This window comes from uncultured Pseudoxanthomonas sp., assembly GCF_947498795.1.
In the GTDB taxonomy this organism is placed as follows: domain Bacteria; phylum Pseudomonadota; class Gammaproteobacteria; order Xanthomonadales; family Xanthomonadaceae; genus Pseudoxanthomonas_A.
The window spans coordinates 389,079-406,929 of record NZ_CANMLQ010000001.1; the positions used below are offsets into that span (position 1 = coordinate 389,079).

General features: G+C 67.2%; 25 protein-coding genes and 1 pseudogene. 15 read left to right on the forward strand and 11 right to left on the reverse strand.

The window, feature by feature from the left end; translation table 11 throughout:
- Nucleotides 1-6: 6 nt before the first annotated feature.
- From Q0907_RS01770 to Q0907_RS01785, 4 genes are read right to left on the reverse strand one after another with little or no spacing between them, the layout of a single operon-like run.
- Nucleotides 7-462, reverse strand: a complete 456-nt coding sequence (locus Q0907_RS01770; RefSeq protein WP_296282051.1) for a DUF3106 domain-containing protein — start codon at nucleotides 460-462, stop codon at nucleotides 7-9.
- On the reverse strand, nucleotides 459-839 hold the full coding sequence (locus Q0907_RS01775) for a hypothetical protein (protein WP_296282048.1): 381 nt from the start codon (nucleotides 837-839) through the stop codon (nucleotides 459-461). The genes Q0907_RS01770 and Q0907_RS01775 overlap by 4 nt, the downstream gene beginning before the upstream one ends.
- Entirely contained in the window at nucleotides 836-1,405 is a 570-nt protein-coding gene (locus Q0907_RS01780; protein ID WP_299340940.1) for an RNA polymerase sigma factor, read from the reverse strand. Before Q0907_RS01780 ends, Q0907_RS01775 begins: the two co-directional genes overlap by 4 nt.
- Nucleotides 1,406-1,427: 22 nt before the next feature.
- Nucleotides 1,428-1,763: a hypothetical protein gene (locus tag Q0907_RS01785; RefSeq protein WP_299340942.1), complete on the reverse strand. Its 336-nt coding sequence runs from the start codon at nucleotides 1,761-1,763 to the stop codon at nucleotides 1,428-1,430.
- A gap of 163 nt (nucleotides 1,764-1,926) precedes the next feature.
- Here Q0907_RS01785 and Q0907_RS01790 point away from each other — a divergent pair, with 163 nt between their 5' ends.
- Genes Q0907_RS01790 through Q0907_RS01800 form a run of 3 tightly spaced genes read left to right on the forward strand, consistent with a single transcriptional unit; the run spans nucleotide 1,927 to nucleotide 4,111 of the window.
- Complete coding sequence (locus tag Q0907_RS01790) at nucleotides 1,927-2,223, forward strand: NAD(P) transhydrogenase subunit alpha (protein WP_299340945.1); 297 nt, start codon at nucleotides 1,927-1,929, stop codon at nucleotides 2,221-2,223.
- Between the two features lie 5 nt (nucleotides 2,224-2,228).
- Entirely contained in the window at nucleotides 2,229-2,726 is a 498-nt protein-coding gene (locus Q0907_RS01795) for a hypothetical protein (RefSeq protein WP_299340947.1), read from the forward strand.
- Nucleotides 2,723-4,111 (forward strand): NAD(P)(+) transhydrogenase (Re/Si-specific) subunit beta, encoded by a 1,389-nt coding sequence (locus Q0907_RS01800; protein ID WP_299340950.1) that lies wholly within the window; start codon nucleotides 2,723-2,725, stop codon nucleotides 4,109-4,111. Before Q0907_RS01795 ends, Q0907_RS01800 begins: the two co-directional genes overlap by 4 nt.
- 15 nt (nucleotides 4,112-4,126) lie before the next feature.
- On the opposite strand, the gene Q0907_RS01805 is transcribed toward Q0907_RS01800, so the two are convergent.
- A complete protein-coding gene (locus Q0907_RS01805) occupies nucleotides 4,127-4,540 on the reverse strand; it encodes a hypothetical protein (RefSeq protein WP_299340951.1) in 414 nt (137 codons plus the stop codon).
- Between the two features lie 110 nt (nucleotides 4,541-4,650).
- On the opposite strand from Q0907_RS01805, the gene sufT reads away from it, so the two are divergent.
- From sufT to Q0907_RS01850, 9 genes and pseudogenes are all read left to right on the forward strand, one after another.
- Complete coding sequence (gene sufT / locus Q0907_RS01810; protein WP_296282035.1) at nucleotides 4,651-5,202, forward strand: putative Fe-S cluster assembly protein SufT; 552 nt, start codon at nucleotides 4,651-4,653, stop codon at nucleotides 5,200-5,202.
- A gap of 51 nt (nucleotides 5,203-5,253) precedes the next feature.
- Nucleotides 5,254-6,351: a branched-chain amino acid aminotransferase gene (locus tag Q0907_RS01815; RefSeq protein ID WP_299342594.1), complete on the forward strand. Its 1,098-nt coding sequence runs from the start codon at nucleotides 5,254-5,256 to the stop codon at nucleotides 6,349-6,351.
- Nucleotides 6,352-6,734: 383 nt separating this feature from the next.
- Nucleotides 6,735-8,210: pseudogene (locus Q0907_RS01820) on the forward strand (S8 family peptidase); the annotation flags it as partial.
- Nucleotides 8,211-8,294: 84 nt separating this feature from the next.
- Nucleotides 8,295-8,528 carry a proprotein convertase P-domain-containing protein gene (locus tag Q0907_RS01825; RefSeq protein WP_299342596.1) on the forward strand — a complete coding sequence of 78 codons (234 nt, stop codon included), beginning with the start codon at nucleotides 8,295-8,297 and terminating at the stop codon, nucleotides 8,526-8,528.
- Between the two features lie 184 nt (nucleotides 8,529-8,712).
- The gene (locus tag Q0907_RS01830; protein WP_296282027.1) at nucleotides 8,713-8,928 is read left to right on the forward strand and encodes a DUF4287 domain-containing protein; all 216 of its coding nucleotides are present in this window, start codon (nucleotides 8,713-8,715) and stop codon (nucleotides 8,926-8,928) included.
- A gap of 146 nt (nucleotides 8,929-9,074) precedes the next feature.
- A complete protein-coding gene (locus Q0907_RS01835) occupies nucleotides 9,075-10,028 on the forward strand; it encodes a L,D-transpeptidase family protein (protein ID WP_299340954.1) in 954 nt (317 codons plus the stop codon).
- Nucleotide 10,029: 1 nt separating this feature from the next.
- The gene (locus Q0907_RS01840; protein WP_299340957.1) at nucleotides 10,030-10,710 is read left to right on the forward strand and encodes a peptidoglycan DD-metalloendopeptidase family protein; all 681 of its coding nucleotides are present in this window, start codon (nucleotides 10,030-10,032) and stop codon (nucleotides 10,708-10,710) included.
- A gap of 175 nt (nucleotides 10,711-10,885) precedes the next feature.
- Nucleotides 10,886-11,443 (forward strand): GNAT family N-acetyltransferase, encoded by a 558-nt coding sequence (locus Q0907_RS01845; protein WP_299340959.1) that lies wholly within the window; start codon nucleotides 10,886-10,888, stop codon nucleotides 11,441-11,443.
- Between the two features lie 173 nt (nucleotides 11,444-11,616).
- The gene (locus Q0907_RS01850) at nucleotides 11,617-12,057 is read left to right on the forward strand and encodes a hypothetical protein (protein WP_299340962.1); all 441 of its coding nucleotides are present in this window, start codon (nucleotides 11,617-11,619) and stop codon (nucleotides 12,055-12,057) included.
- A 133-nt stretch (nucleotides 12,058-12,190) separates the two neighbouring features.
- Here the strand turns inward: Q0907_RS01850 and Q0907_RS01855 are convergent, their stop codons facing one another.
- The 4 genes from Q0907_RS01855 to wrbA are packed head-to-tail and all read right to left on the reverse strand — an operon-like array spanning nucleotide 12,191 to nucleotide 14,329.
- Nucleotides 12,191-12,676 (reverse strand): asparaginase domain-containing protein, encoded by a 486-nt coding sequence (locus Q0907_RS01855; protein WP_296282020.1) that lies wholly within the window; start codon nucleotides 12,674-12,676, stop codon nucleotides 12,191-12,193.
- A gap of 20 nt (nucleotides 12,677-12,696) precedes the next feature.
- On the reverse strand, nucleotides 12,697-13,401 hold the full coding sequence (locus Q0907_RS01860; protein WP_299340965.1) for a hypothetical protein: 705 nt from the start codon (nucleotides 13,399-13,401) through the stop codon (nucleotides 12,697-12,699).
- Nucleotides 13,401-13,733: a DUF2069 domain-containing protein gene (locus Q0907_RS01865; RefSeq protein WP_299340967.1), complete on the reverse strand. Its 333-nt coding sequence runs from the start codon at nucleotides 13,731-13,733 to the stop codon at nucleotides 13,401-13,403. Before Q0907_RS01865 ends, Q0907_RS01860 begins: the two co-directional genes overlap by 1 nt.
- Complete coding sequence (wrbA, locus tag Q0907_RS01870) at nucleotides 13,733-14,329, reverse strand: NAD(P)H:quinone oxidoreductase (protein ID WP_299340970.1); 597 nt, start codon at nucleotides 14,327-14,329, stop codon at nucleotides 13,733-13,735. The genes Q0907_RS01865 and wrbA overlap by 1 nt, the downstream gene beginning before the upstream one ends.
- A gap of 76 nt (nucleotides 14,330-14,405) precedes the next feature.
- On the opposite strand from wrbA, the gene Q0907_RS01875 reads away from it, so the two are divergent.
- From Q0907_RS01875 to Q0907_RS01885, 3 genes are read left to right on the forward strand one after another with little or no spacing between them, the layout of a single operon-like run.
- Entirely contained in the window at nucleotides 14,406-15,683 is a 1,278-nt protein-coding gene (locus tag Q0907_RS01875) for a YihY family inner membrane protein (protein ID WP_299340971.1), read from the forward strand.
- Entirely contained in the window at nucleotides 15,680-16,252 is a 573-nt protein-coding gene (locus Q0907_RS01880; RefSeq protein ID WP_343229801.1) for a TlpA disulfide reductase family protein, read from the forward strand. The genes Q0907_RS01875 and Q0907_RS01880 overlap by 4 nt, the downstream gene beginning before the upstream one ends.
- Nucleotides 16,252-16,518 carry an acylphosphatase gene (locus tag Q0907_RS01885; protein WP_299340974.1) on the forward strand — a complete coding sequence of 89 codons (267 nt, stop codon included), beginning with the start codon at nucleotides 16,252-16,254 and terminating at the stop codon, nucleotides 16,516-16,518. The genes Q0907_RS01880 and Q0907_RS01885 overlap by 1 nt, the downstream gene beginning before the upstream one ends.
- A 108-nt stretch (nucleotides 16,519-16,626) precedes the next feature.
- On the opposite strand, the gene Q0907_RS01890 is transcribed toward Q0907_RS01885, so the two are convergent.
- Nucleotides 16,627-17,034: a hypothetical protein gene (locus Q0907_RS01890; protein ID WP_299340976.1), complete on the reverse strand. Its 408-nt coding sequence runs from the start codon at nucleotides 17,032-17,034 to the stop codon at nucleotides 16,627-16,629.
- A gap of 17 nt (nucleotides 17,035-17,051) precedes the next feature.
- Nucleotides 17,052-17,831: a polyphosphate kinase 2 gene (ppk2, locus tag Q0907_RS01895; RefSeq protein ID WP_296282008.1), complete on the reverse strand. Its 780-nt coding sequence runs from the start codon at nucleotides 17,829-17,831 to the stop codon at nucleotides 17,052-17,054.
- Nucleotides 17,832-17,851 lie beyond the last annotated feature (20 nt).

Sequence of the window (17,851 nt, forward strand, 5' to 3'; positions counted from 1 at the left end):
CGGACGTCAGCGTTCCGGCCGCCGGTTCCGATCACGGTCACGGTCACGCGGCGGCGGTGCGTTGTCGCGCATCCACGCCTCGCGCTGTTCGGGCGTCATCTTTTTCCACTCGTTCCGCAAGGCCTCGCGCTGCTCGGGGCTGAGCGTCTTCATGCGTGCGAACAGGGCGCGCGCATGCCGGCGCTGATCGGGACTCATGCCCTCAAAGCGCTTCATGCCGTGCCGCGCCTGCGCACGCTGTTCCGGCGTCATCGCCTGCCAGCGCTGGGCGCGTTCGAGCATGCGGCCGCGATCGCCGGGCTCCCGGTTCCAGCGGTCGCGCACGGGTGCGATCAGGGCTTCACGCTGTTCGGGCGTCAGCTTCTCCCAGGTCGGCAGCGGCGCGGGTGCGGACTGCGCGAGCACGTGGCCACTGGCCAGCAGGACGCCGAGGGCGAGGATGCGAAGGGCAGCGGCCTTCATGGGGTCGACTCCATGGCAAGGGGCTGTGCGTCGGCGGACGCCAGCCAGAGATACAGTTCGGGGTCTTCGTCGTACGCGCTGGCCACGCCGAGTTCCTCCGCAGTGAGGTCGCCCTCGCTCTCGCCGGCAACGGTCTCCGGCGCGGGCGGCACCGGGCCGCGGGGCAGCCATTGCAGACCGACACCGACCGCCAGCACCGCGGAAAAGGCCGTGGCCACCAGCCAACGCCCACGGTGGCGCGCACCGGCCGGCGCGGCCTGCCGCCCGGCCTCGTGGCGGGCGTTCCGCAGGTGCATCAGGGTCTGGGGTGAGACCTGCGCCAGCGACGCCTGGTGCAGGCGACGCGCGTACTGGTCGATGTCAGGGGCGGGGTTCATCGGAATTCCTCAAGTTGCCGTTGCAGGGCCTCGCGCGCGCGGGACAGGTGGGTTTTCACCGATCCCTCCGAGCAGCCCATCGCGCGCGCGGTGTCGGCCACATCCAGTTCTTCCAGCACGCGCAGGGTAAACGCCTCGCGCTGGCGCGCGGGCAGGCCGCGCAATGCCTGCACCAGGCGGGTATACGCCTCGCGCTGATCGTGGGCCTGCGCCGGCCCTGCGCCGTGGTCGGGCGCCCAGTCCACCGGTCCTTCCTCGCCGCGATCGCCCGTGGGCATCAGCCAGCGCAGGCGGAAGCCGGCGCGGCGCTGCAGGTCGACGATGCGACGGCGCAGGATGCTCCAGAACAGCGGTGACCATTCTTCGGCCGGCTTCTCGCGATAGGCCAGCATCTTCATCATCGCGTCCTGCACCGCATCGAGCGCGTCCTCGCGATCGCGCAGGCCGGCTTCGGCGAACCGGAACGCGCGGGGTCCGATATCGGCCAGGAAACGCTCGATCGTCGTCGCCAGCGGGGCGGGCGACGACGTTTCCGGCGGCGGGCTCGGGGCGGTGCTCACCAACATAGCTTAGCGGTCGCGTTGTGGATCAGCCGCGATGGTCCAGGCGCCGGTCGATGCGATCGCCACGGCGGTCCCAGCGCGCCTCGGCCCGTTCGCCCTTGCGATCCAGCCGGGTATCGATGCGGTCGCCGCGGCGTTCCAACCGGTTCGCGGCGCGGGAGTGACCATGATGGTCGGCCCACTGCGCACTGCGGTCGAAGCGCCGCTCGATACGGTCGCCGCGCGCGTCGGTCCGTTGTTCGATGCGGTCGCCCTTGCGGTCCAGGCGATGGTCGATGCGGTCGCCGCGATCGCCGGCGACGGCGGTGCCGGTGGCAGTCAGCAGCAGTACGGTCAGGCCGAGCAATGACGTGCGCTTCATGGTGGACTCCTCGGTGGGATGGGGCGGTGCAGGCAAGGAAACGCCCCGAGGCGTCGTCGGTTGACGCGGCAGCGCCGCCCACGCGCGGGTTCAGGTACGGTTATGATGCGGAAGCACCGGCCGACGCCCGTGCATCGACAACGTGGACGAGGTGGAGGAGCGGATGAGCGACGGGTTCGTGGCGCTGTACATCTTCATGCTGGCGGCCATCGCCGGCCACGTGATCATCTCGCGGGTGCCGGTGATCCTGCACACGCCGCTGATGTCCGGCTCCAACTTCATCCACGGCATCGTGCTGATCGGCGCGATGGTCGTGCTGGGCCACGCCGACACCCCGCTGGAAAAAGCCATCGGCTTCATCGCCGTCCTGCAGGGCGCGGGCAACGCGGCCGGCGGCTACGTGGTCACCGAGCGCATGCTGGACATGTTCAAGAGCAGCAAGCCCGCGGGTGGCAAGTGAGCAGCATGCCCATCGTTCCCGCGCCTGCGCGCACTGCGCGCGACGTATTCCAGGGGTTGAGCTACCTCCAGTACCCGGCGCTGCTGGTGGCGCTGGGGTACGCGGCGAAGTCGGGTTGGACGCTCGCAATGGCCGGCAGCGGGAGCTGGGCGGCGGTGTACGACGACTGGAACTATGTGCTGCTGTACGCCGGCATCGGTATCGGCCTGTCTTCCCTGCAGGATCCGACCCGCACGCAGAACGCGTTGTCGAAACGCGTCTGGCAGGACCCACGCAAGGGGCGCTGGATGCTGGTGCTGCTGTCTTTTTACACCGTCACCCCGATGGTGGCCGGGCTGTTCGGCGCATACCTGGCCGACACGACGGTGGTGAACCAGTTGTCGCTGGGCCTGGTGGCCTTCGGCTTGGGCATGGTCGGCCTGCTCAAGACCGCGATTGAGATGCGTGAGCACCATCGGGTGGACAAGCCACCCGCATCGTCGTCCGAAGGGAGCCGTGCATGAGTGCGTTGACGCTGGTGAAACTGAGTTACTTCGTGGCCGCCACGCTGTTCCTGCTGGGCCTGCAGCGCATGGCCAGTCCCAAGACCGCGCGCAGCGGCATCCAGTGGGCCGGCGTGGGCATGCTGATCGCCACGATCGCCACGTTCTTCCTGCCGGGGCTGCACAACATCGGCCTGATGATCGCGGCCATCGTGATCGGCGTCGGCCTGAACTGGGTCTGGGGCAAGAAGGTCGCCATCACCGACATGCCGCAGATGGTCGCGCTGTTCAACGGCATGGGCGGCGGTTCGGCCGCGGCGATCGGTGCGGTGGAACTGGTGCGCTACTCCGCCGGTGAGCCGGCGCCGTCGACGTTCACGCTGTCGTTGGCGGTCATCGGCGCGCTGATCGGCGCGGTCTCGCTGACCGGCTCGGTGATCGCTTGGGCCAAGCTCGACGGGCGCATGGACAAGCGCTACACCTTCCCGGGGCAGCAGTGGTTCAACGCGCTGGTGGCGCTGGCCGCCATCGCCAGCGGCGTGATGGCGCTGACCACCCTGGCGATGCCGTGGATCATCGCGTTCTTCGTGCTGTCGCTGGCGCTCGGCGTGCTGATGACGCTGCCCATCGGCGGCGCCGACATGCCGGTGGTGATCTCGCTCTACAACGCCTTCACCGGCCTGGCGGTCGCCTTCGAAGGCTACGTGCTCGGCAACGAAGCGCTCATCATCGCCGGCACCATGGTCGGCGCGGCCGGCATGCTGCTGACGCGGCTGATGGCCAAGGCGATGAACCGCAAGATCACCAATGTGCTGTTTTCCAACTTCGGTGGCGGCAGTGCGGCGATGCAGGAGATCGGCGGATCGATGAAGCCCATCGAGGCCGCCGACGTCGCCGCGATGATGGCCTACGCCGAACGCGTGGTGATCGTGCCCGGCTACGGCCTGGCCGTGGCGCAGGCGCAGCACAAGATCTGGGAGCTGTCGCAGAAGCTGATGGATCGCGGGGTGAAGGTGAAGTTCGCCATCCACCCGGTCGCCGGCCGCATGCCCGGCCACATGAACGTATTGCTCGCCGAAGCCGGCGTGCCCTACGACCTGATCGCCGACATGGACGACATCAACCCCGAGTTCGCCAACACCGACGTCTCGCTGGTGATTGGCGCGAATGACGTGGTGAATCCGGTGGCGAAGACCGACCCGGCCAGCCCGATCTACGGCATGCCCATCCTCGACGTGGTGAACTCGAAGAACACCATCGTCATCAAGCGCGGCAAGGGCACCGGTTTCGCCGGCATCGAGAACGCGCTGTTCTACGCCGACAACACCCGCATGCTGTACGGCGACGGCAGCGAGATGGCCAATGCGCTGGTCAGCGAACTGAAGGCGCTGGACGGCGGGCACTGAGCCCGCCGCTCCGCGTCAGCGCGTCCACCAGGCCGCAAGCAGCGGCGCCGCCACCAGCGCCGCGGCGTCCAGCGGGGAGGTGGTCAGCGACACCAGTGTCCAGGCATGGTGCGCGCCCAGCTTCAGCACCGAATCCCACGGATTGAGCCCGAAGGCAAACCCCATCTGGGTGGCGGCGATGGTCCACAGCGCCAGCAGGGAGATCGCGACGGTGGCCACGCCGCCCAACACGGCACGGCGCGCGCCGGCGGGCATGCCGCACAGGCGCAGCACCAGCACGATGTCGAGCGCGACGGCAAGCGCCATCCAGCCCGCCTGCCGCTGGAGGTAGAGCGCCAGCGCCACCCAGATCACCAGCACGCTGCCGCCGGCCAGCACGAGCATCAGGGGAACAAGCCATGGGGCGGCGCGACGCAGGGCGGGGGACATGGAGACTCCGGCAGGGCCGCCAAGGATACGGCCTGAACGCGGTCGCCGGGGCGCGAAGGCTACAATAGACCGCCTTGCAGCGCCCCACGCGCGTCCCCATCTGGTCTTGCATGTATTCCCGCAGCAGCGAACCCGTCCAATTCTCCCGCGATTGCGCCGCCGTTCTGGTGCCGCAGGGCGAACTCGTCACCCTGCCGGCCGGCAGCTACGGCTACATCACCCAGGCGCTCGGCGGCAGTTACACCGTGTTCGTCGAAGGCAACCTGATGCGCATCGCCGGCAGGGATGCGGATGCGATCGGCAAGGAACCGTCCGAACCGCTCTCGTTGCCCGACAACGCCAGCGACGAGGAAGTCGAGGCGATGGTGTGGAACCAGCTGCGCACCTGCTTCGATCCCGAGATCCCGTTCAACATCGTCGACCTCGGCCTGGTCTACGAAGCCAACCTCACCACCCGCGACGACGGCCAGCGCGGCGTCGACGTGAAGATGACGCTGACCGCGCCGGGCTGCGGCATGGGCGAGATCCTGGTCGACGACGTGCGCAGCAAGCTGGAGATGATCCCCACCGTGGCCGAGGCCGATGTCGAACTGGTGTTCGATCCGCCGTGGGGCCGCCACATGATGTCCGACGCCGCCAAGCTGGAAACCGGCATGCTCTGAGCCCGCGGCTCGCCCGATGCAGAACCCGTCAGGAAGAAAGAGATGAACGTGATGAACGCCGCCCCGTTGACCTACCGCGTGAACCGCTCCGACAAGGCCCGCACCCCGGACGAGCGCGACGCCATCCTCGCCAGCCCCGGGTTCGGCCTGCACTTCACCGACCACATGGTCGCCATCACCTGGGACAAGGCGCAGGGCTGGCACAGCGCGGAAGTCCGCGCCTACGGTCCGCTGTCGCTGGACCCGGCCGCCTCGGTGCTGCACTACGGCCAGGAGATCTTCGAAGGCATCAAGGCCTACCGCCATGCCGACGGCTCCATCTGGACCTTCCGTCCCGACGCCAACGGCAAGCGCCTGCAGCGTTCGGCCGCGCGCCTGGCGCTCCCGCAGCTGCCGGTCAACGAGTTCGTCGAATCGCTGCGCCAGCTGGTCGCCATCGATGGCGACTGGGTGCCGTCGGCGCCGGAGACCAGCCTGTACTTCCGTCCCTTCATGATCGCCACCGAAGCCTTCCTCGGCGTGCGCGCCGCGCACCGGGCCGGCTACTACGTCATCGCCAGCCCCGCCGGCGCGTACTTCGCCAAGGGCGTGGCGCCGGTGTCGATCTGGCTGTCGGAAGACTATGCCCGCGCCGCCAAGGGCGGCACCGGTGCCGCCAAGTGCGGCGGCAACTACGCCGCCTCGCTGCTGCCGCAGCAGGAAGCGCAGGCGCAGGGCTGCTCGCAGGTACTGTTCCTCGATCCGGTGGAAGGCAAGTACCTGGAAGAACTGGGCGGCATGAACGTGTTCCTCGTCTACAAGGACGGCCACATCGTCACCCCGGAACTCTCCGGCAGCATCCTTGAAGGCATCACCCGCGACAGCATCATCCAGATCGCCCGCGATCGCGGCCACACCGTCGAAGAGCGCAAGGTCTCCATCGATGAGTGGAAGCAGGGCGTGACCTCCGGCGACATCGTCGAAGTGTTCGCCTGCGGCACCGCCGCGGTGATCACGCCGATCGGCCAGCTCAAGGGCAAGGACTTCGCCGTGGGCGACCTCAACGCACCGGCCGGCGAAGTGACGATGGGCATCCGCAAGGAACTCACCGACATCCAGTACGGCCGCATCCCCGACCGCCACGGTTGGCTGGTGAAGTTGCGCGAATGAGGTCGAAAGCATCGTCTAAAGAAAAGCCCGCTGCGAAGTGGGCTTTTTTATTGCGTAATCAACGCGTGGTTCACCGAATAAAAAATTCGCATGTGCGGTGGTGCGCAGGAAGTAAATGAACCTACCTGCGGATGTCTACCGGTGACCTGCGCTTCATGCGTGTATCCCGGCGATTACGTTTGAAACATATATGGCGAACTGTGTCTTTCATCGCTGATTCAGCGAAGTGCTCTCCGTTAGCGTCGTCGTTGCGTCGTGCATTGCGCGGCGTGTACCCGGTCGAACGCAACAGCCCGTCCACCCCCTCCCGTTGCAGTCCCGCGCCCTCGACCGGGCGATTGCCGCATTGGCGGCTTTTCATTTCATCCTTGAGGGAGAGTCTGATGTCTGGATTTGCAAAGCGTGGTTCGCGTGTGCGCCTGCTGTGCCTGTCGTCCGCCGTGCTCGCATCGCTGTATGCGTTGCCGGCCATGGCCGGCCGTGTCGACATGAGTGGCCTGCAGGTGGAAGAACCGGGCGGCTACGACCGCTTCATCGTGAAGTATCGCGACGGCAGTACGGAAAGCACCAACGCGACGCAGCTGCAGCGCTCGCTGACCAGCGCCGCCAGCACCGGCGTCGCCAAGCGCGGCGGTCGCGCGCTGGGCCTGCAGAAGCTGCGCCGGCTCGCCGCGGGCGGTGCCGACGTGGTGCGGGCCGATCGCAAGCTGGACCGCATCGAAGCCGAGTCGCTGATGCGCCAGCTGGCCGCCGATCCGAACGTGGAGTACGTGGAGGTCGACCAGCGCATGTATCCGGTGCTGACGCCCAACGACCCGCGCCTGTCCGAGCAGTGGGGCTTCGGCACCACCACGTCCGGCATCAACGTGCGCTCGGCCTGGGACAAGTCCACGGGTGCGGGCGTGGTGGTGGCCGTCATCGACACCGGCATCACCAACCATGCCGACCTCAACGCCAACATCCTGCCCGGCTACGATTTCATCAGCGACACCTTCGTCTCGCGCGACGGCAACGGACGCGATTCGAACCCGAACGACGAGGGCGACTGGAACCCGGTCGCGGGCGAGTGCTACAGCGGTTCGCCGGTCAGCAACTCCAGCTGGCATGGCACGCACGTAGCCGGCACCGTCGCCGCCGTGACCAACAACAGCACGGGCGTGGCCGGTACCGCGTTCGGCGCCAAGGTGGTTCCGGTGCGTGTGCTGGGTCGCTGCGGTGGCCTGACCTCGGATATCGCCGACGCGATCACCTGGGCCTCGGGTGGCACCGTCAGCGGCGTGCCCGCCAATGCCAACCCGGCGGAAGTCATCAACATGTCGCTGGGCGGCGGCGGTACCTGTTCCGCGACCTACCAGAACGCGATCAACGGTGCGGTCGGTCGCGGGACCACCGTGGTGGTGGCCGCGGGCAACAGCAACACCAACGTGTCCAGCGCGGTGCCGGCGAACTGCCCGAACGTCGTGGCCGTGGCGGCGACCACGTCGAGCGGCTCGCGCGCCAGCTTCTCCAACTACGGCACCGGCATCGACATCTCCGCGCCGGGCCAGAGCATCCTGTCGACGCTCAACTCCGGCACCACCACGGCGGGCAGCGCGAGCTACGCGTCGTACAACGGCACATCCATGGCGGCGCCGCACGTGGCGGGCGTGGTCGCGCTGATGCAGGCCGCCGCACCGTCGCCGCTGACTCCGGCACAGGTGGAGACCATCCTTAAGAACACCGCGCGTCCGTTGCCGGGCACGTGCTCGGGTGGCTGCGGTGCGGGCATCGCCAATGCGGACGCGGCCGTCGTGGCGGCGCAGGGCGGCACCACGCCGCCGGGTGGCGGTACGCAGACCTACACCAACGGCACCGACGTCAGCATTCCCGACAACAACACGACGGGCGTGACCAGCACGATCGCCGTGTCGGGCCGCACGGGCAACGCGCCGAGCAATGCGCAGGTGGCGGTCAGCATCGTGCACACCTACATCGGTGACCTGATCGTCGACCTGCTGGCGCCGGATGGTTCGGTGTACGTGCTGCACAACCGCACGGGCGGCAGTGCCGACAACATCAACCAGACCTACACGGTTAACCTGTCGAGCGAAGCCCTCAACGGCAGCTGGCGCCTGCGCGCCCGCGACCGTGCAGGTGCGGATACCGGCTACATCAACAGCTGGAGCATCACGTTCTGAGGATTGCCCGCTGAGGGAGTCGCCAGGATGTGCATGAGGAACCCCGGCCTTGGCCGGGGTTCTTCGTCTGTGCTAGGGGCAGGACCGCATGTCGATCCCGCACCCCCTCCTTCGTCGAACAGGCAAGCGCAGGTCGTGACGCCAAGGTGGCGCACACAGCTTGCATGACCGCCAGGAGCGATGCATGACGACGAACGCGAAGACAAAAGGTCCGGCTTCCTACTTCCCTTCGATAGAGAAGCAGTACGGCAAGCCGGTGGAACACTGGTTCACGATCCTGGGCGCGGTCAGCGACCGGAAACACGGCGAGCAGGTGGCCCTGTTGAAAACGGAGCACGCGTTGGGCCATGGCCATGCGAATGCGCTGGTGGCGTATTTCAGGGCGGAGCGCGGAGGCTAGACGCCTTCCAGTGAAAGCAGGGAGGACGAGTACGGCCTCGGGCACCCTTCGACGGCGCCTGCAGGCATCGGGTGGCCGCGCAGATTGACGCCGCGATGACGCAGGCCTTTCGAAGATGCGGGCACTGCAACCCGAGTCCTTTGCCCATGTCCGTGCGATTCCTTGCCGTCGTCCTGCTCGCCGCCCTCTCGGCCCCCTCCCGGGCGGAACCCCCTGTGTCCCTGGCGGCGCAGGCGAACGATCCCGCCACGCGGAGCGGCGCGGCTGCGCTGCTGCGCGCCCAGGTACTGCTGGACCGCGCGCACTTTTCACCCGGGGAAATCGATGGCCTGTCCGGCTCCAACCAGCGGCGCGCGCTGCGGGGCTTCCAGGCCGCCAGGGGGCTGGACGTCACCGGCGAGCTCGACCAGGCCACGTGGAACGCCCTGAACGCAAACGCGGTGGCGGTGGTCACCGCGTACACGTTGACGGCCGAAGACGTCGGCCAGCGCTACATCCGCATTCCCGACGACATGATGGCGCAGGCAAAGCTGCCATCGCTGGGCTTCGCGTCGGTGCGCGAAGCCCTGGGCGAACGCTTCCACGTTGCGCCGGCGCTGCTCGAACAACTGAATCCCGGCGTGGACTTCGCGCGGGCGGGTGCCCGGATACAGGTGCCGAACGTGGCCGATGTCGCCGCGCCGCCCAAGGCCGCCCGCGTGGTGATCGACAAGTCCGAGTCCACGCTTGCGTTGATGGACGCCGCAGGCAAGGTCGTCGCGCAGTTTCCTGTGTCCTCCGGCAGCGACAAGGACCCGTTGCCACTGGGGGAGTGGAAGATCCTCGGCACCGCCGTCAATCCCACCTTCCACTACAACCCGGCCCTGTTCTGGGACGCGGATCCCTCCCATGCCAAGGCGACACTGCCTGCCGGCCCGAACAACCCGGTGGGCACGCGATGGATCGATCTTTCCAAGCCTCACTACGGACTGCACGGCACGCCCGAGCCGGCCACGGTGGGGAAGGCGCAATCCCATGGCTGCGTGCGGCTGACGAACTGGGACGTCGAGCGCGTCGCCGCCGCCGTCTCGCCCTCCACCGCCGTCGTGATGCAGGACTAGCATGAAGTACGTGCTGGGCCTGCTGCTGGTGGTGGCGCTGGGCGTGGTCGTCTGGAGCGGCATGGACATCGTGCCTACGCCGGCATCCGACCCGCCGCAGCCCGTTGCATCCCCTGGGGCGACAACGTCCGCTGCGGTTGCGACACCGGACGTGGCCAATACGCCTGCAGTCGCCGTTGCCGGCACCGTCGCGCCTGCGCCTGTGTCCCCCGCGCCTGGCGTCGGCAGCGACATGCCCGCGCCATCCGCGCTGCTGCTCCCGGTCCAGGGCATACGCGCGGCGGACCTCACCGATACCTTCACCGACGCACGCAGCGAAGGGCGCTCCCACGATGCCATCGACATCATGGCCGCCAAGGGCACCCCGGTCTTTGCCGTGGCCGATGGCCATGTGGAAAAACTCTTCACCAGCGAGCGCGGCGGCTTGACGATCTACCAGTTCGAGCCGACCGGCCGCTACGCCTACTACTACGCACACCTCGACCGGTATGCGGATGGATTGGCGGAAAAGCAGCAGATCCGCCGCGGGCAGGTGATCGGCTACGTAGGCGCCACGGGCAACGCCAGCCCCGATGCCCCCCACCTGCACTTCGCCATCTTCCTGCTTGGCCCCGAGAAGCAGTGGTGGAAGGGCAGCCCGGTCAATCCGTATCCGATCCTGACCGCGCAGCAAGCTCTTTGATCAGCGGCGTGGCCGCACCTTCCGGTCGCGCCGCGCTCCCACCAAGGTTGGCGGGGACCGTGGGGGATGCGGAGGGCAGCATGTCCGCGGTTCGAACCCGAGGCGGGTGCGAGCCCCAACCCACCGCGAATAGGTCCTGCTTTAGGTCTTAGGACATCACGACAGGGGCTTGCCGGTGATCGACGCCAGCCGAGGGCGCGGCTGCACCTGCGGGCGGTGCCGCGCCTCACCCGCACATGCTCTTGGGCCCACGGTGCTCGCGCGGATCAACCGGGACAGGTACTCTGGCCGCCGTTTCCGGATCCCTGTTTTCCTTTTGCCCTGGTCGGCGGAAGGCATTCGGCCATCGCAGACAAGTCAGCAACCATTGAAAGCAAGCCAACTCCAACTGAAAACAGACTGGCGCTTCGAAGAGAGCGAGCAGCGGCGCCACTACGTCATCGAACCATGGCTCGACGGTCGGCGGGTGGGGCGCGCGCACGGCTGGTTCGAACCCGGCGGGAGCTTTGTGCTGGAGAAGATCGAGATCGATTCCAGGCAGCGCTCACGCGGCTACGGAAGTACGGTGATCGAGCAGCTGCGGCAGAAGGCGCGCGACAAGGGCTGCCACGAGCTTGTGATCAACAACGTGCGGTCCAGCAATCACCGGGCCATCGCGCTCTATGAGGCGATGGGGGCGAAGGCCGTCCCGCTGTCGGCAAGCCTCAGCGCCTTTGTCATTTCGCCGCCGTAGGTCTGGTCCTTCTGAGTCGGGCTCAGAGTAGGTTTTCCATCGGCACATCCGACGCGGCGAGATGGCGGGAGATGGGGCTGTCGCGCCCGGGAATGGCTTCAAGTCGAGGGAAGGCTTGAGCTGTTGGAGTTTCGCTATCCTTGCCGTGCCTATGGTCTTTTCAGGACTTCGCCATGAAGAGCACTCTCGTTACGCTAATTTCGTTGGCGGTGCTTTGTTGCTCCTGTTCAAGCGATGAGGAGGCTGGCGACTATTGCCGCTCATTGCTGTCCGGGATGCCGACTAGCCGGGTTTCGGTTCACGATCTTTATGTTTACGGAACGCTGCATCATGGGAGTGTTGCGGTGTCAGCAGATTGCCCGGGTTCGCCTTTCGTTTTTTCTAGTCTGCAAACCTCTCCCGTTGGTGAGGATGAGGGGGGTGCGCGCGTTTCGGCGTTTAATGCGGTTGTCTTCAATACGCCAGTTACGAAGAGCGGCATGTTCAGGCTTGATGGTGTGGTCGATGTGCTTCCAGATCAGAAGTTGATTCGGTTGGTTGATGTGAGCAACTTTCGAGAAGTGGAAGAGGTGGAGAGTCGCAAGGTTCTCGATTCGCTAAGTCGTCGGCCCTAGATGATGTGTTCCCTGCCGGGATAGGATCAAAGGTTTCCAGGAATTGGAGCCGTGGACCAATTCTTCTCCCAAAAGCAAAAGGCCCGCGTTAGCGGGCCTTGTTGTTACTGCAGAATCTATCGGCCTGCCGGTCTCAAACCGCCTCGAACCGATTCTCCGCCACGTTCTTCCGCACCTTCGCCGGATCCCAGATCCGGCCGTTCATCGCGATGTACACGCCCGCCGGCAGCGACTGCACCGCGCCGATCGCGCAGCCGATGTTGAACTCCGCGTCCGAGCCGCGGAAGCGGGCCGGGCTGAGGGCGCCGGTCATGACGATGGTCTTGTCGGTGATCGAAGCGAGCACGTGGCCCGTCTGCACCATGCTGTCGGTGCCGTGCGTCACCAGCACGTGCTTCGTCGGCTGCGCGGCGATGGTCGCGCGGATCAGCTCGCGGTCCTCGTCGGTGATGTGCAGCGAATCCTTGCGCAGGATCGGGATGACCGTGAAGCGGAACGTCACCCCCAGCTCGCGCAGGATCATGCCGATCTGCGGGTCGCCGATCTGGTAATCGGACTTGTCGTCGAAGTAGATCTTGTCGATCGTGCCACCGGTGGTGACGATCAGCAGCTCATCCATCTCAGTGCTCCTGCCGGCGCTCACGGCGCGCCTGGCGTTGTGTCCGGGGAAGTCAGGTCGTACGGCTCGCCGTAGTGCTCGCAGATCGCTTCCAGCGTGCGCGACGGTGGGGCGACGACCACGCGATTATCGCCGTTTTGCCGGGTGAAGGTGCAGCGCACGTCGGTGACGTTGCCGTCCTCGTCGCCGCCGGCATCCACCTGCACCATCAGGTCCATGGTGTCGTACTCCAGTGGCAGCGCATGCGGCGCATCCAGCTTCCAAAGGTGGAATTCCCAGCTGCAGCAACTGCTGCGCCCGGCTTCCACCAGCCAGCCTTCGATGACCTGCAGCTCGTAGTAGCCGCCGCTGAAGAAGTGCTGCAGCGTGCGCGTGGCCGGATCGATCCGGTAGACCTCGCCCTCGCAGTTCGGGCCGGCGCCGCACATGCCGCGGATCTCTACCTCGTGCATGCCGTCGCCGTCCACGTCGATCAGGTTGGCGTGGCCCATGCTGGTGTAGCCGACCTCCTGCGTCACCTCCCGCCGATCGCACACGCGGCCGCCATCGCAGGCCAGTGTGGCGACATAGCGGCGCACTTCCGGCGAAGCGCATTCTGTCTGCACCGTCAGCACGCTGCCGTCGCGGTTCTCGGCGCGGACGGCATCGGCCGGTTCGCACACCGCGTCCTGCGCCCAGCCGCACGGCGCCAGCAGACAGAACAGCAGCGCCACGACGAAGCGCATCACCCCTTCCTGCCGAACCGCTTCGCGAACGCCGGCCAGCTGGTCGCCAGCACGATGCCGATGGACAGCACGATGCCGCCCCAGGCGAACGGCGCCTTCACCGGATCGGCCCACGCCACCATCACCGCGTGCGAAAACCAGAACAGCGCGAACACGCCGGCCCAGAACGCCGCCGTGCGCCGACGCGCCATCACCCCGATCATCAACAGGATCGGCGGCAGCGCGAACACCAGCAGCGCCAGCGTGTACTGCAGGTCGCCCCAGAACCACACCGCATACAGGATGGCCAGCAGTTGCAGCAGGGCGGCGAGCAGCAGGCGTGAGCGGTCCATCAGCGCGTCTCCAAGCGACGGGCGATATCGGCGACACGGCGACCGAGTGCGCGCGCGAGGGCGGCTTCTTCGTCGCTGGGCTGCGGATCATCGTCCCCGCCCGCCACGTGGCTGGCCCCATACGGTGTGCCGCCGGTGCGCGTGGTGCTGAGCTGCGGCTCGGTGAACGGAATGCCGACGATCACGCAGCCGTGGTGCAACAGCGGCACCTGCATCGACAGCAGCGTGGATTCCTGCCCGCCATGCTGGGTGGCGGTGGAGGTGAATACCGCCGCCGGCTTGCCGACCAGCGTGCCGCTGGCCCATTCCGCGCCCAGGCCATCGATGAAATGCTTGACGGGCGCGGCCATGTTGCCGAAGCGGGTGGGGCTGCCGAGGATCAGGCCCGCGCACTCGGCCAGGTCCTGTCTGTCCACGTACGGCGCGCCTTCTTCGGGCACGGGCGGCGCGGCCTGCTGGGTCACGGCGGCGACCGGCGGCACGCTGCGCAGGCGCGCGGACATGCCGTCCACTTCGCCCACGCCACGCGCGATCTGCCGCGCCAGCCGCGCAACGGATCCGCCGCGGCTGTAGTAGAGCACCAGGATCTCGGGCATGGGGGCGTCTTCGTGGCGTGGAAGCGCCTAGTATCGGCGATGTCGCGCCCATGACGCATCGGTTACCCTTCCGCCCATGGAGCCCCTGGATTCGTTGAACCGCTGGACTGACCGCATGCGCGACCGCGCGCGCACGGGCACCTTCTTCCGCTTCCTGGCCAAGCGCTTCCTCGACGACCGCCTGTTCCAGGCTGCCGGCTCGCTGGCCTACACCACGCTGTTCGCGCTGGTGCCGCTGGCGATGGTGGTGTTCGGCGTACTGTCGGCGTTCCCGGTGTTCCAGGAATGGAGCGCGCAGCTGCGCGACTACATCTTCGCCAACTTCCTGCCCGGCGCGGCGGTCAGCCTGAAGGCGAAGCTCGATGGTTTCTTGGCCAACACCGGCAAGCTGACCGCGGTCGGCGTGATCGCGCTGGTGGTGTCGCTGCTCATCACGCTCAACAGCATCGAGGCGACCTTCAACCGCATCTGGCGCGTGCGTAGTGCGCGGCCGAAGCTGTCGCGCTTCCTCGTGTACTGGACCGTGCTGACGCTGGGCGCGCTGATGGCGGCGGCCTCACTGGCGCTGTCAGCACGCTTCTATGCGCTGCCCGTGTTCGCCACCAGCGGCGGCAAGTGGCTGCAGGCGCTGTCGCTGAGCGTGGCGCCGGTGTTGATCGAGCTGGCGGCCATCGTTGTGATCTACCGCGTGGTGCCGCACCGGACCATCAAGTGGCGCTATGCGGTGGCGGGCGCGTTGCTGGCGACCGTGCTGCTGGAACTGGCGAAGTGGGGCCTGGGCGTCTACCTGGGCAGCTTCAACGCGTACCAGAAGATCTACGGCGCGGTGGCGGCCGCTCCCATCCTGCTGCTGTGGATCTTCCTGTGCTGGGTGGCCGTGCTGCTGGGCGCGTCGCTCGCCTCCGGCATGGCCGCCTTCCGCTACCAGCCGGTCGCGCTGCGCCTGCCGTTGGGCTACGAGATCTATGGCCTGCTGCGCATGCTGGGCCGCTTCGCGCAGGCGCGCGAGAAGGGCAAGGGCCTGCACAGCGACCAGATCCTGGCGATGGAGCCGATGCTGACCGATTCGCTGATCCAGCAGATGCTGGCGCAGCTGGCCGAGATCGACCTGCTGCGCCGTGACGAAGAAGGCGAATGGCTGCTCGCACGCGACCTGGACGACCTGACGCTGTGCGACCTGTACGAAGCCTGCCAGCTGCGCATTCCCGTGGCCGAAGCACATCTTCCGTTCCACGACGACGCGCTGGGGCGCGCCGCGCGCGTGGCGCTGGACGACCTGCGCGTGCCCTTGCGCGAGTTGTTGAAAAAGCGCGTCAGCGACCTGTTCGTCGATTCCCACCAGGAGCCTGCATGAAGCCCGTTTCTTCCCTGTCGCTGGCGGCCGTGTTGTTGCTGGCCGCGTGCAACGCCGGATCGGCGCCCGCCGAGGTGGCCGAACCGGCGATTGAGGCGCATGTGAAGGATGTCGACCCCGCTGCCGAAAAGCCGGCCGATCGCACGGTCGAGATTCCGACCCTGCAGGTGAAGACACTCGATGGCGCCGATTACACGCTGGCCGCGCTCCGCGGCAAGTGGGTGGTGGTGAATTTCTGGGCGACGTGGTGCGCGCCCTGCCTGAAGGAAATGCCGGACCTCTCGGCGCTGGACAAGGACAACGACCACATCGAGGTGATCGGGCTGGCGTACGAAGAGATCGAAGCCGACGACCTGAGGGCTTTCCTCGCGGAACGTCCGGTCGTGTATCCGATCGCCATCCTCGACGTGTACAACCCGCCGGCCGATTTCGCCACGCCGCGCGGCCTGCCGCTTACCTACCTGATCGCGCCGGACGGCAAGGTGGCCAAGCAGTTCCTCGGCCCGGTGACGGGCAAGGAGATCGAGGCGGCGATCGCCGCAGCGGGCGGACCGAAGGCCAAGGCCTGATGACGGCTGCGCGTTTCCTCGTCAGCGGCAAGGTGCAGGGCGTGTTCTTCCGCGCATCCACCCGCGAACGCGCGCTGGACCTGGGGCTGAGCGGGCGCGCGACCAACCTGCCGGATGGGCGCGTCGAGGTCGTCGCCGCAGGTGATGCGGCGGCACTCGATTTGCTGGAGGCATGGCTTCGCCTGGGGCCACCTGCCGCGCGCGTCGAATCGGTCGTGCGTGAGGCGTGGACGCGAGCGGTGAACGAAAACTTCGTCACCAGCTGACCGGGCAGGCACCAGCTGTAGCGTGCGCCATGCGCACGATCACGCACGTCGCCCGTGCGCATGGCGCACGCTACGCCAGGACGGCATTCCATCCTGTCGCAGGCTCACTCATTCAGGACCACCAGGCGACGGCTCGCTGGCGTCTTGCAGGCGCAACGCGCGCGCGGCCTGTTGCTCGTCCAGCGGCGGTGGGCGCGCGATCACGGTTTGCATGGGCTCCTTCCAGCCGGGAATCCTGCGGGCGCCGGCCTGGATGCCTTTCGCCGCGAGTCCGGCCAGTACCGGCACGATGCCGCCGTTCTTGCCCAACTGTTCCAGGCTGGTCGGCTCCTTCCAGCGCCGCTCGAACACCGTGGGCTCGACATCGACCGGATTCTCGAAGCGGTACAGGTCCACCACTTCCTCCGGCTCGGGCCTGACAACCAGCGTATCGAGGGTCGTGGCCTGGTCATCGTCGGCCGCCGCCGCGGCATCCTGCGCCATCGCGGGTGCGGCGACCAGCCACAGTGTGGCCATCAGTGTCCGGCGCACGATCAGCCGCCGCGCTGCGGCTTGATCGGCTTGAGCACGCTGTAGCGCTCCTTGTGCAGCTTGCCCTTCAAGGGAGGCAGGCCGAGGGGTTCGACCGGTACCCGGGTGTCGGGCAGGCGGTCGAGCAGGTCGCGCAGCAGGGTCAGCCGGCCCACGCGCTGGTCGTTGAAATCCACCAGCGTCCACGGCGCATGCGTCGTATGGGTGGCCTTGAGCATCGCTTCGCGCGCGGCGGTGTAGTCGGCGTACTTCTCGCGTGCCTTCAGGTCGATGGGCGACAGCTTCCAGCTCTTCAGCGGTTCTTCCGCGCGTTCGGCGAAGCGCTCTTCCTGCTGCGCCTGGTCCACGCACAGCCAGTACTTGAACAGCAGGATCCCGTCGTCGGTGATGCCGCGCTCGAACACCGGCGCCTGCTGAAGGAAGCGCTCATACTGCTCATCGGTGCAGTAGCCCATCACCTTCTCGACGCCGGCCCGGTTGTACCAGCTGCGGTCGAACAGCACGATCTCGCCCGCCGCGGGCAGGTGCGAGATGTAGCGCTGGAAGTACCACTGCGTCGCTTCGCGTTCGCTCGGCTTGGGCAGCGCCACCACGCGGCACTGGCGTGGATTGAGGTGCTCGGTGATCGCGCCGATCGCGCCGCCCTTGCCGGCGGTATCGCGGCCTTCCATCACCACCACGATGCGCGCACCGCAGTGCGAGGCCCAGCGCGCCATCGCCGCCAGTTCCAGTTGCAGTGGTTTGAGGCGGGCTTCGTAGTCCTTGCGCTTGAGCGGTTTCATCGCGGCATCCTGTGCGGTGG

What these genes read in the sequence shown, in the direction of transcription:
- Q0907_RS01800 (WP_299340950.1), top strand. Translation starts at nt 2,723, where the DNA reads ATGAGTGCGTTGACGCTGGTGAAACTGAGTTACTTCGTGGCCGCCACG.
- Q0907_RS01815 (WP_299342594.1), top strand. Translation starts at nt 5,254, where the DNA reads ATGAACGCCGCCCCGTTGACCTACCGCGTGAACCGCTCCGACAAGGCC.
- Q0907_RS01875 (WP_299340971.1), top strand. Translation starts at nt 14,406, where the DNA reads ATGGAGCCCCTGGATTCGTTGAACCGCTGGACTGACCGCATGCGCGAC.
- Q0907_RS01860 (WP_299340965.1), bottom strand. Translation starts at nt 13,401, where the DNA reads ATGCGCTTCGTCGTGGCGCTGCTGTTCTGTCTGCTGGCGCCGTGCGGC.
- Q0907_RS01855 (WP_296282020.1), bottom strand. Translation starts at nt 12,676, where the DNA reads ATGGATGAGCTGCTGATCGTCACCACCGGTGGCACGATCGACAAGATC.
- Q0907_RS01835 (WP_299340954.1), top strand. Translation starts at nt 9,075, where the DNA reads ATGTCCGTGCGATTCCTTGCCGTCGTCCTGCTCGCCGCCCTCTCGGCC.
- Q0907_RS01840 (WP_299340957.1), top strand. Translation starts at nt 10,030, where the DNA reads ATGAAGTACGTGCTGGGCCTGCTGCTGGTGGTGGCGCTGGGCGTGGTC.
- Q0907_RS01790 (WP_299340945.1), top strand. Translation starts at nt 1,927, where the DNA reads ATGAGCGACGGGTTCGTGGCGCTGTACATCTTCATGCTGGCGGCCATC.
- Q0907_RS01770 (WP_296282051.1), bottom strand. Translation starts at nt 462, where the DNA reads ATGAAGGCCGCTGCCCTTCGCATCCTCGCCCTCGGCGTCCTGCTGGCC.
- Q0907_RS01885 (WP_299340974.1), top strand. Translation starts at nt 16,252, where the DNA reads ATGACGGCTGCGCGTTTCCTCGTCAGCGGCAAGGTGCAGGGCGTGTTC.
- Q0907_RS01830 (WP_296282027.1), top strand. Translation starts at nt 8,713, where the DNA reads ATGACGACGAACGCGAAGACAAAAGGTCCGGCTTCCTACTTCCCTTCG.
- Q0907_RS01865 (WP_299340967.1), bottom strand. Translation starts at nt 13,733, where the DNA reads ATGGACCGCTCACGCCTGCTGCTCGCCGCCCTGCTGCAACTGCTGGCC.
- Q0907_RS01795 (WP_299340947.1), top strand. Translation starts at nt 2,229, where the DNA reads ATGCCCATCGTTCCCGCGCCTGCGCGCACTGCGCGCGACGTATTCCAG.
- Q0907_RS01775 (WP_296282048.1), bottom strand. Translation starts at nt 839, where the DNA reads ATGAACCCCGCCCCTGACATCGACCAGTACGCGCGTCGCCTGCACCAG.
- sufT (WP_296282035.1), top strand. Translation starts at nt 4,651, where the DNA reads ATGTATTCCCGCAGCAGCGAACCCGTCCAATTCTCCCGCGATTGCGCC.
- Q0907_RS01785 (WP_299340942.1), bottom strand. Translation starts at nt 1,763, where the DNA reads ATGAAGCGCACGTCATTGCTCGGCCTGACCGTACTGCTGCTGACTGCC.
- Q0907_RS01805 (WP_299340951.1), bottom strand. Translation starts at nt 4,540, where the DNA reads ATGTCCCCCGCCCTGCGTCGCGCCGCCCCATGGCTTGTTCCCCTGATG.
- Q0907_RS01890 (WP_299340976.1), bottom strand. Translation starts at nt 17,034, where the DNA reads ATGGCCACACTGTGGCTGGTCGCCGCACCCGCGATGGCGCAGGATGCC.
- Q0907_RS01850 (WP_299340962.1), top strand. Translation starts at nt 11,617, where the DNA reads ATGAAGAGCACTCTCGTTACGCTAATTTCGTTGGCGGTGCTTTGTTGC.
- ppk2 (WP_296282008.1), bottom strand. Translation starts at nt 17,831, where the DNA reads ATGAAACCGCTCAAGCGCAAGGACTACGAAGCCCGCCTCAAACCACTG.
- wrbA (WP_299340970.1), bottom strand. Translation starts at nt 14,329, where the DNA reads ATGCCCGAGATCCTGGTGCTCTACTACAGCCGCGGCGGATCCGTTGCG.
- Q0907_RS01780 (WP_299340940.1), bottom strand. Translation starts at nt 1,405, where the DNA reads ATGTTGGTGAGCACCGCCCCGAGCCCGCCGCCGGAAACGTCGTCGCCC.
- Q0907_RS01880 (WP_343229801.1), top strand. Translation starts at nt 15,680, where the DNA reads ATGAAGCCCGTTTCTTCCCTGTCGCTGGCGGCCGTGTTGTTGCTGGCC.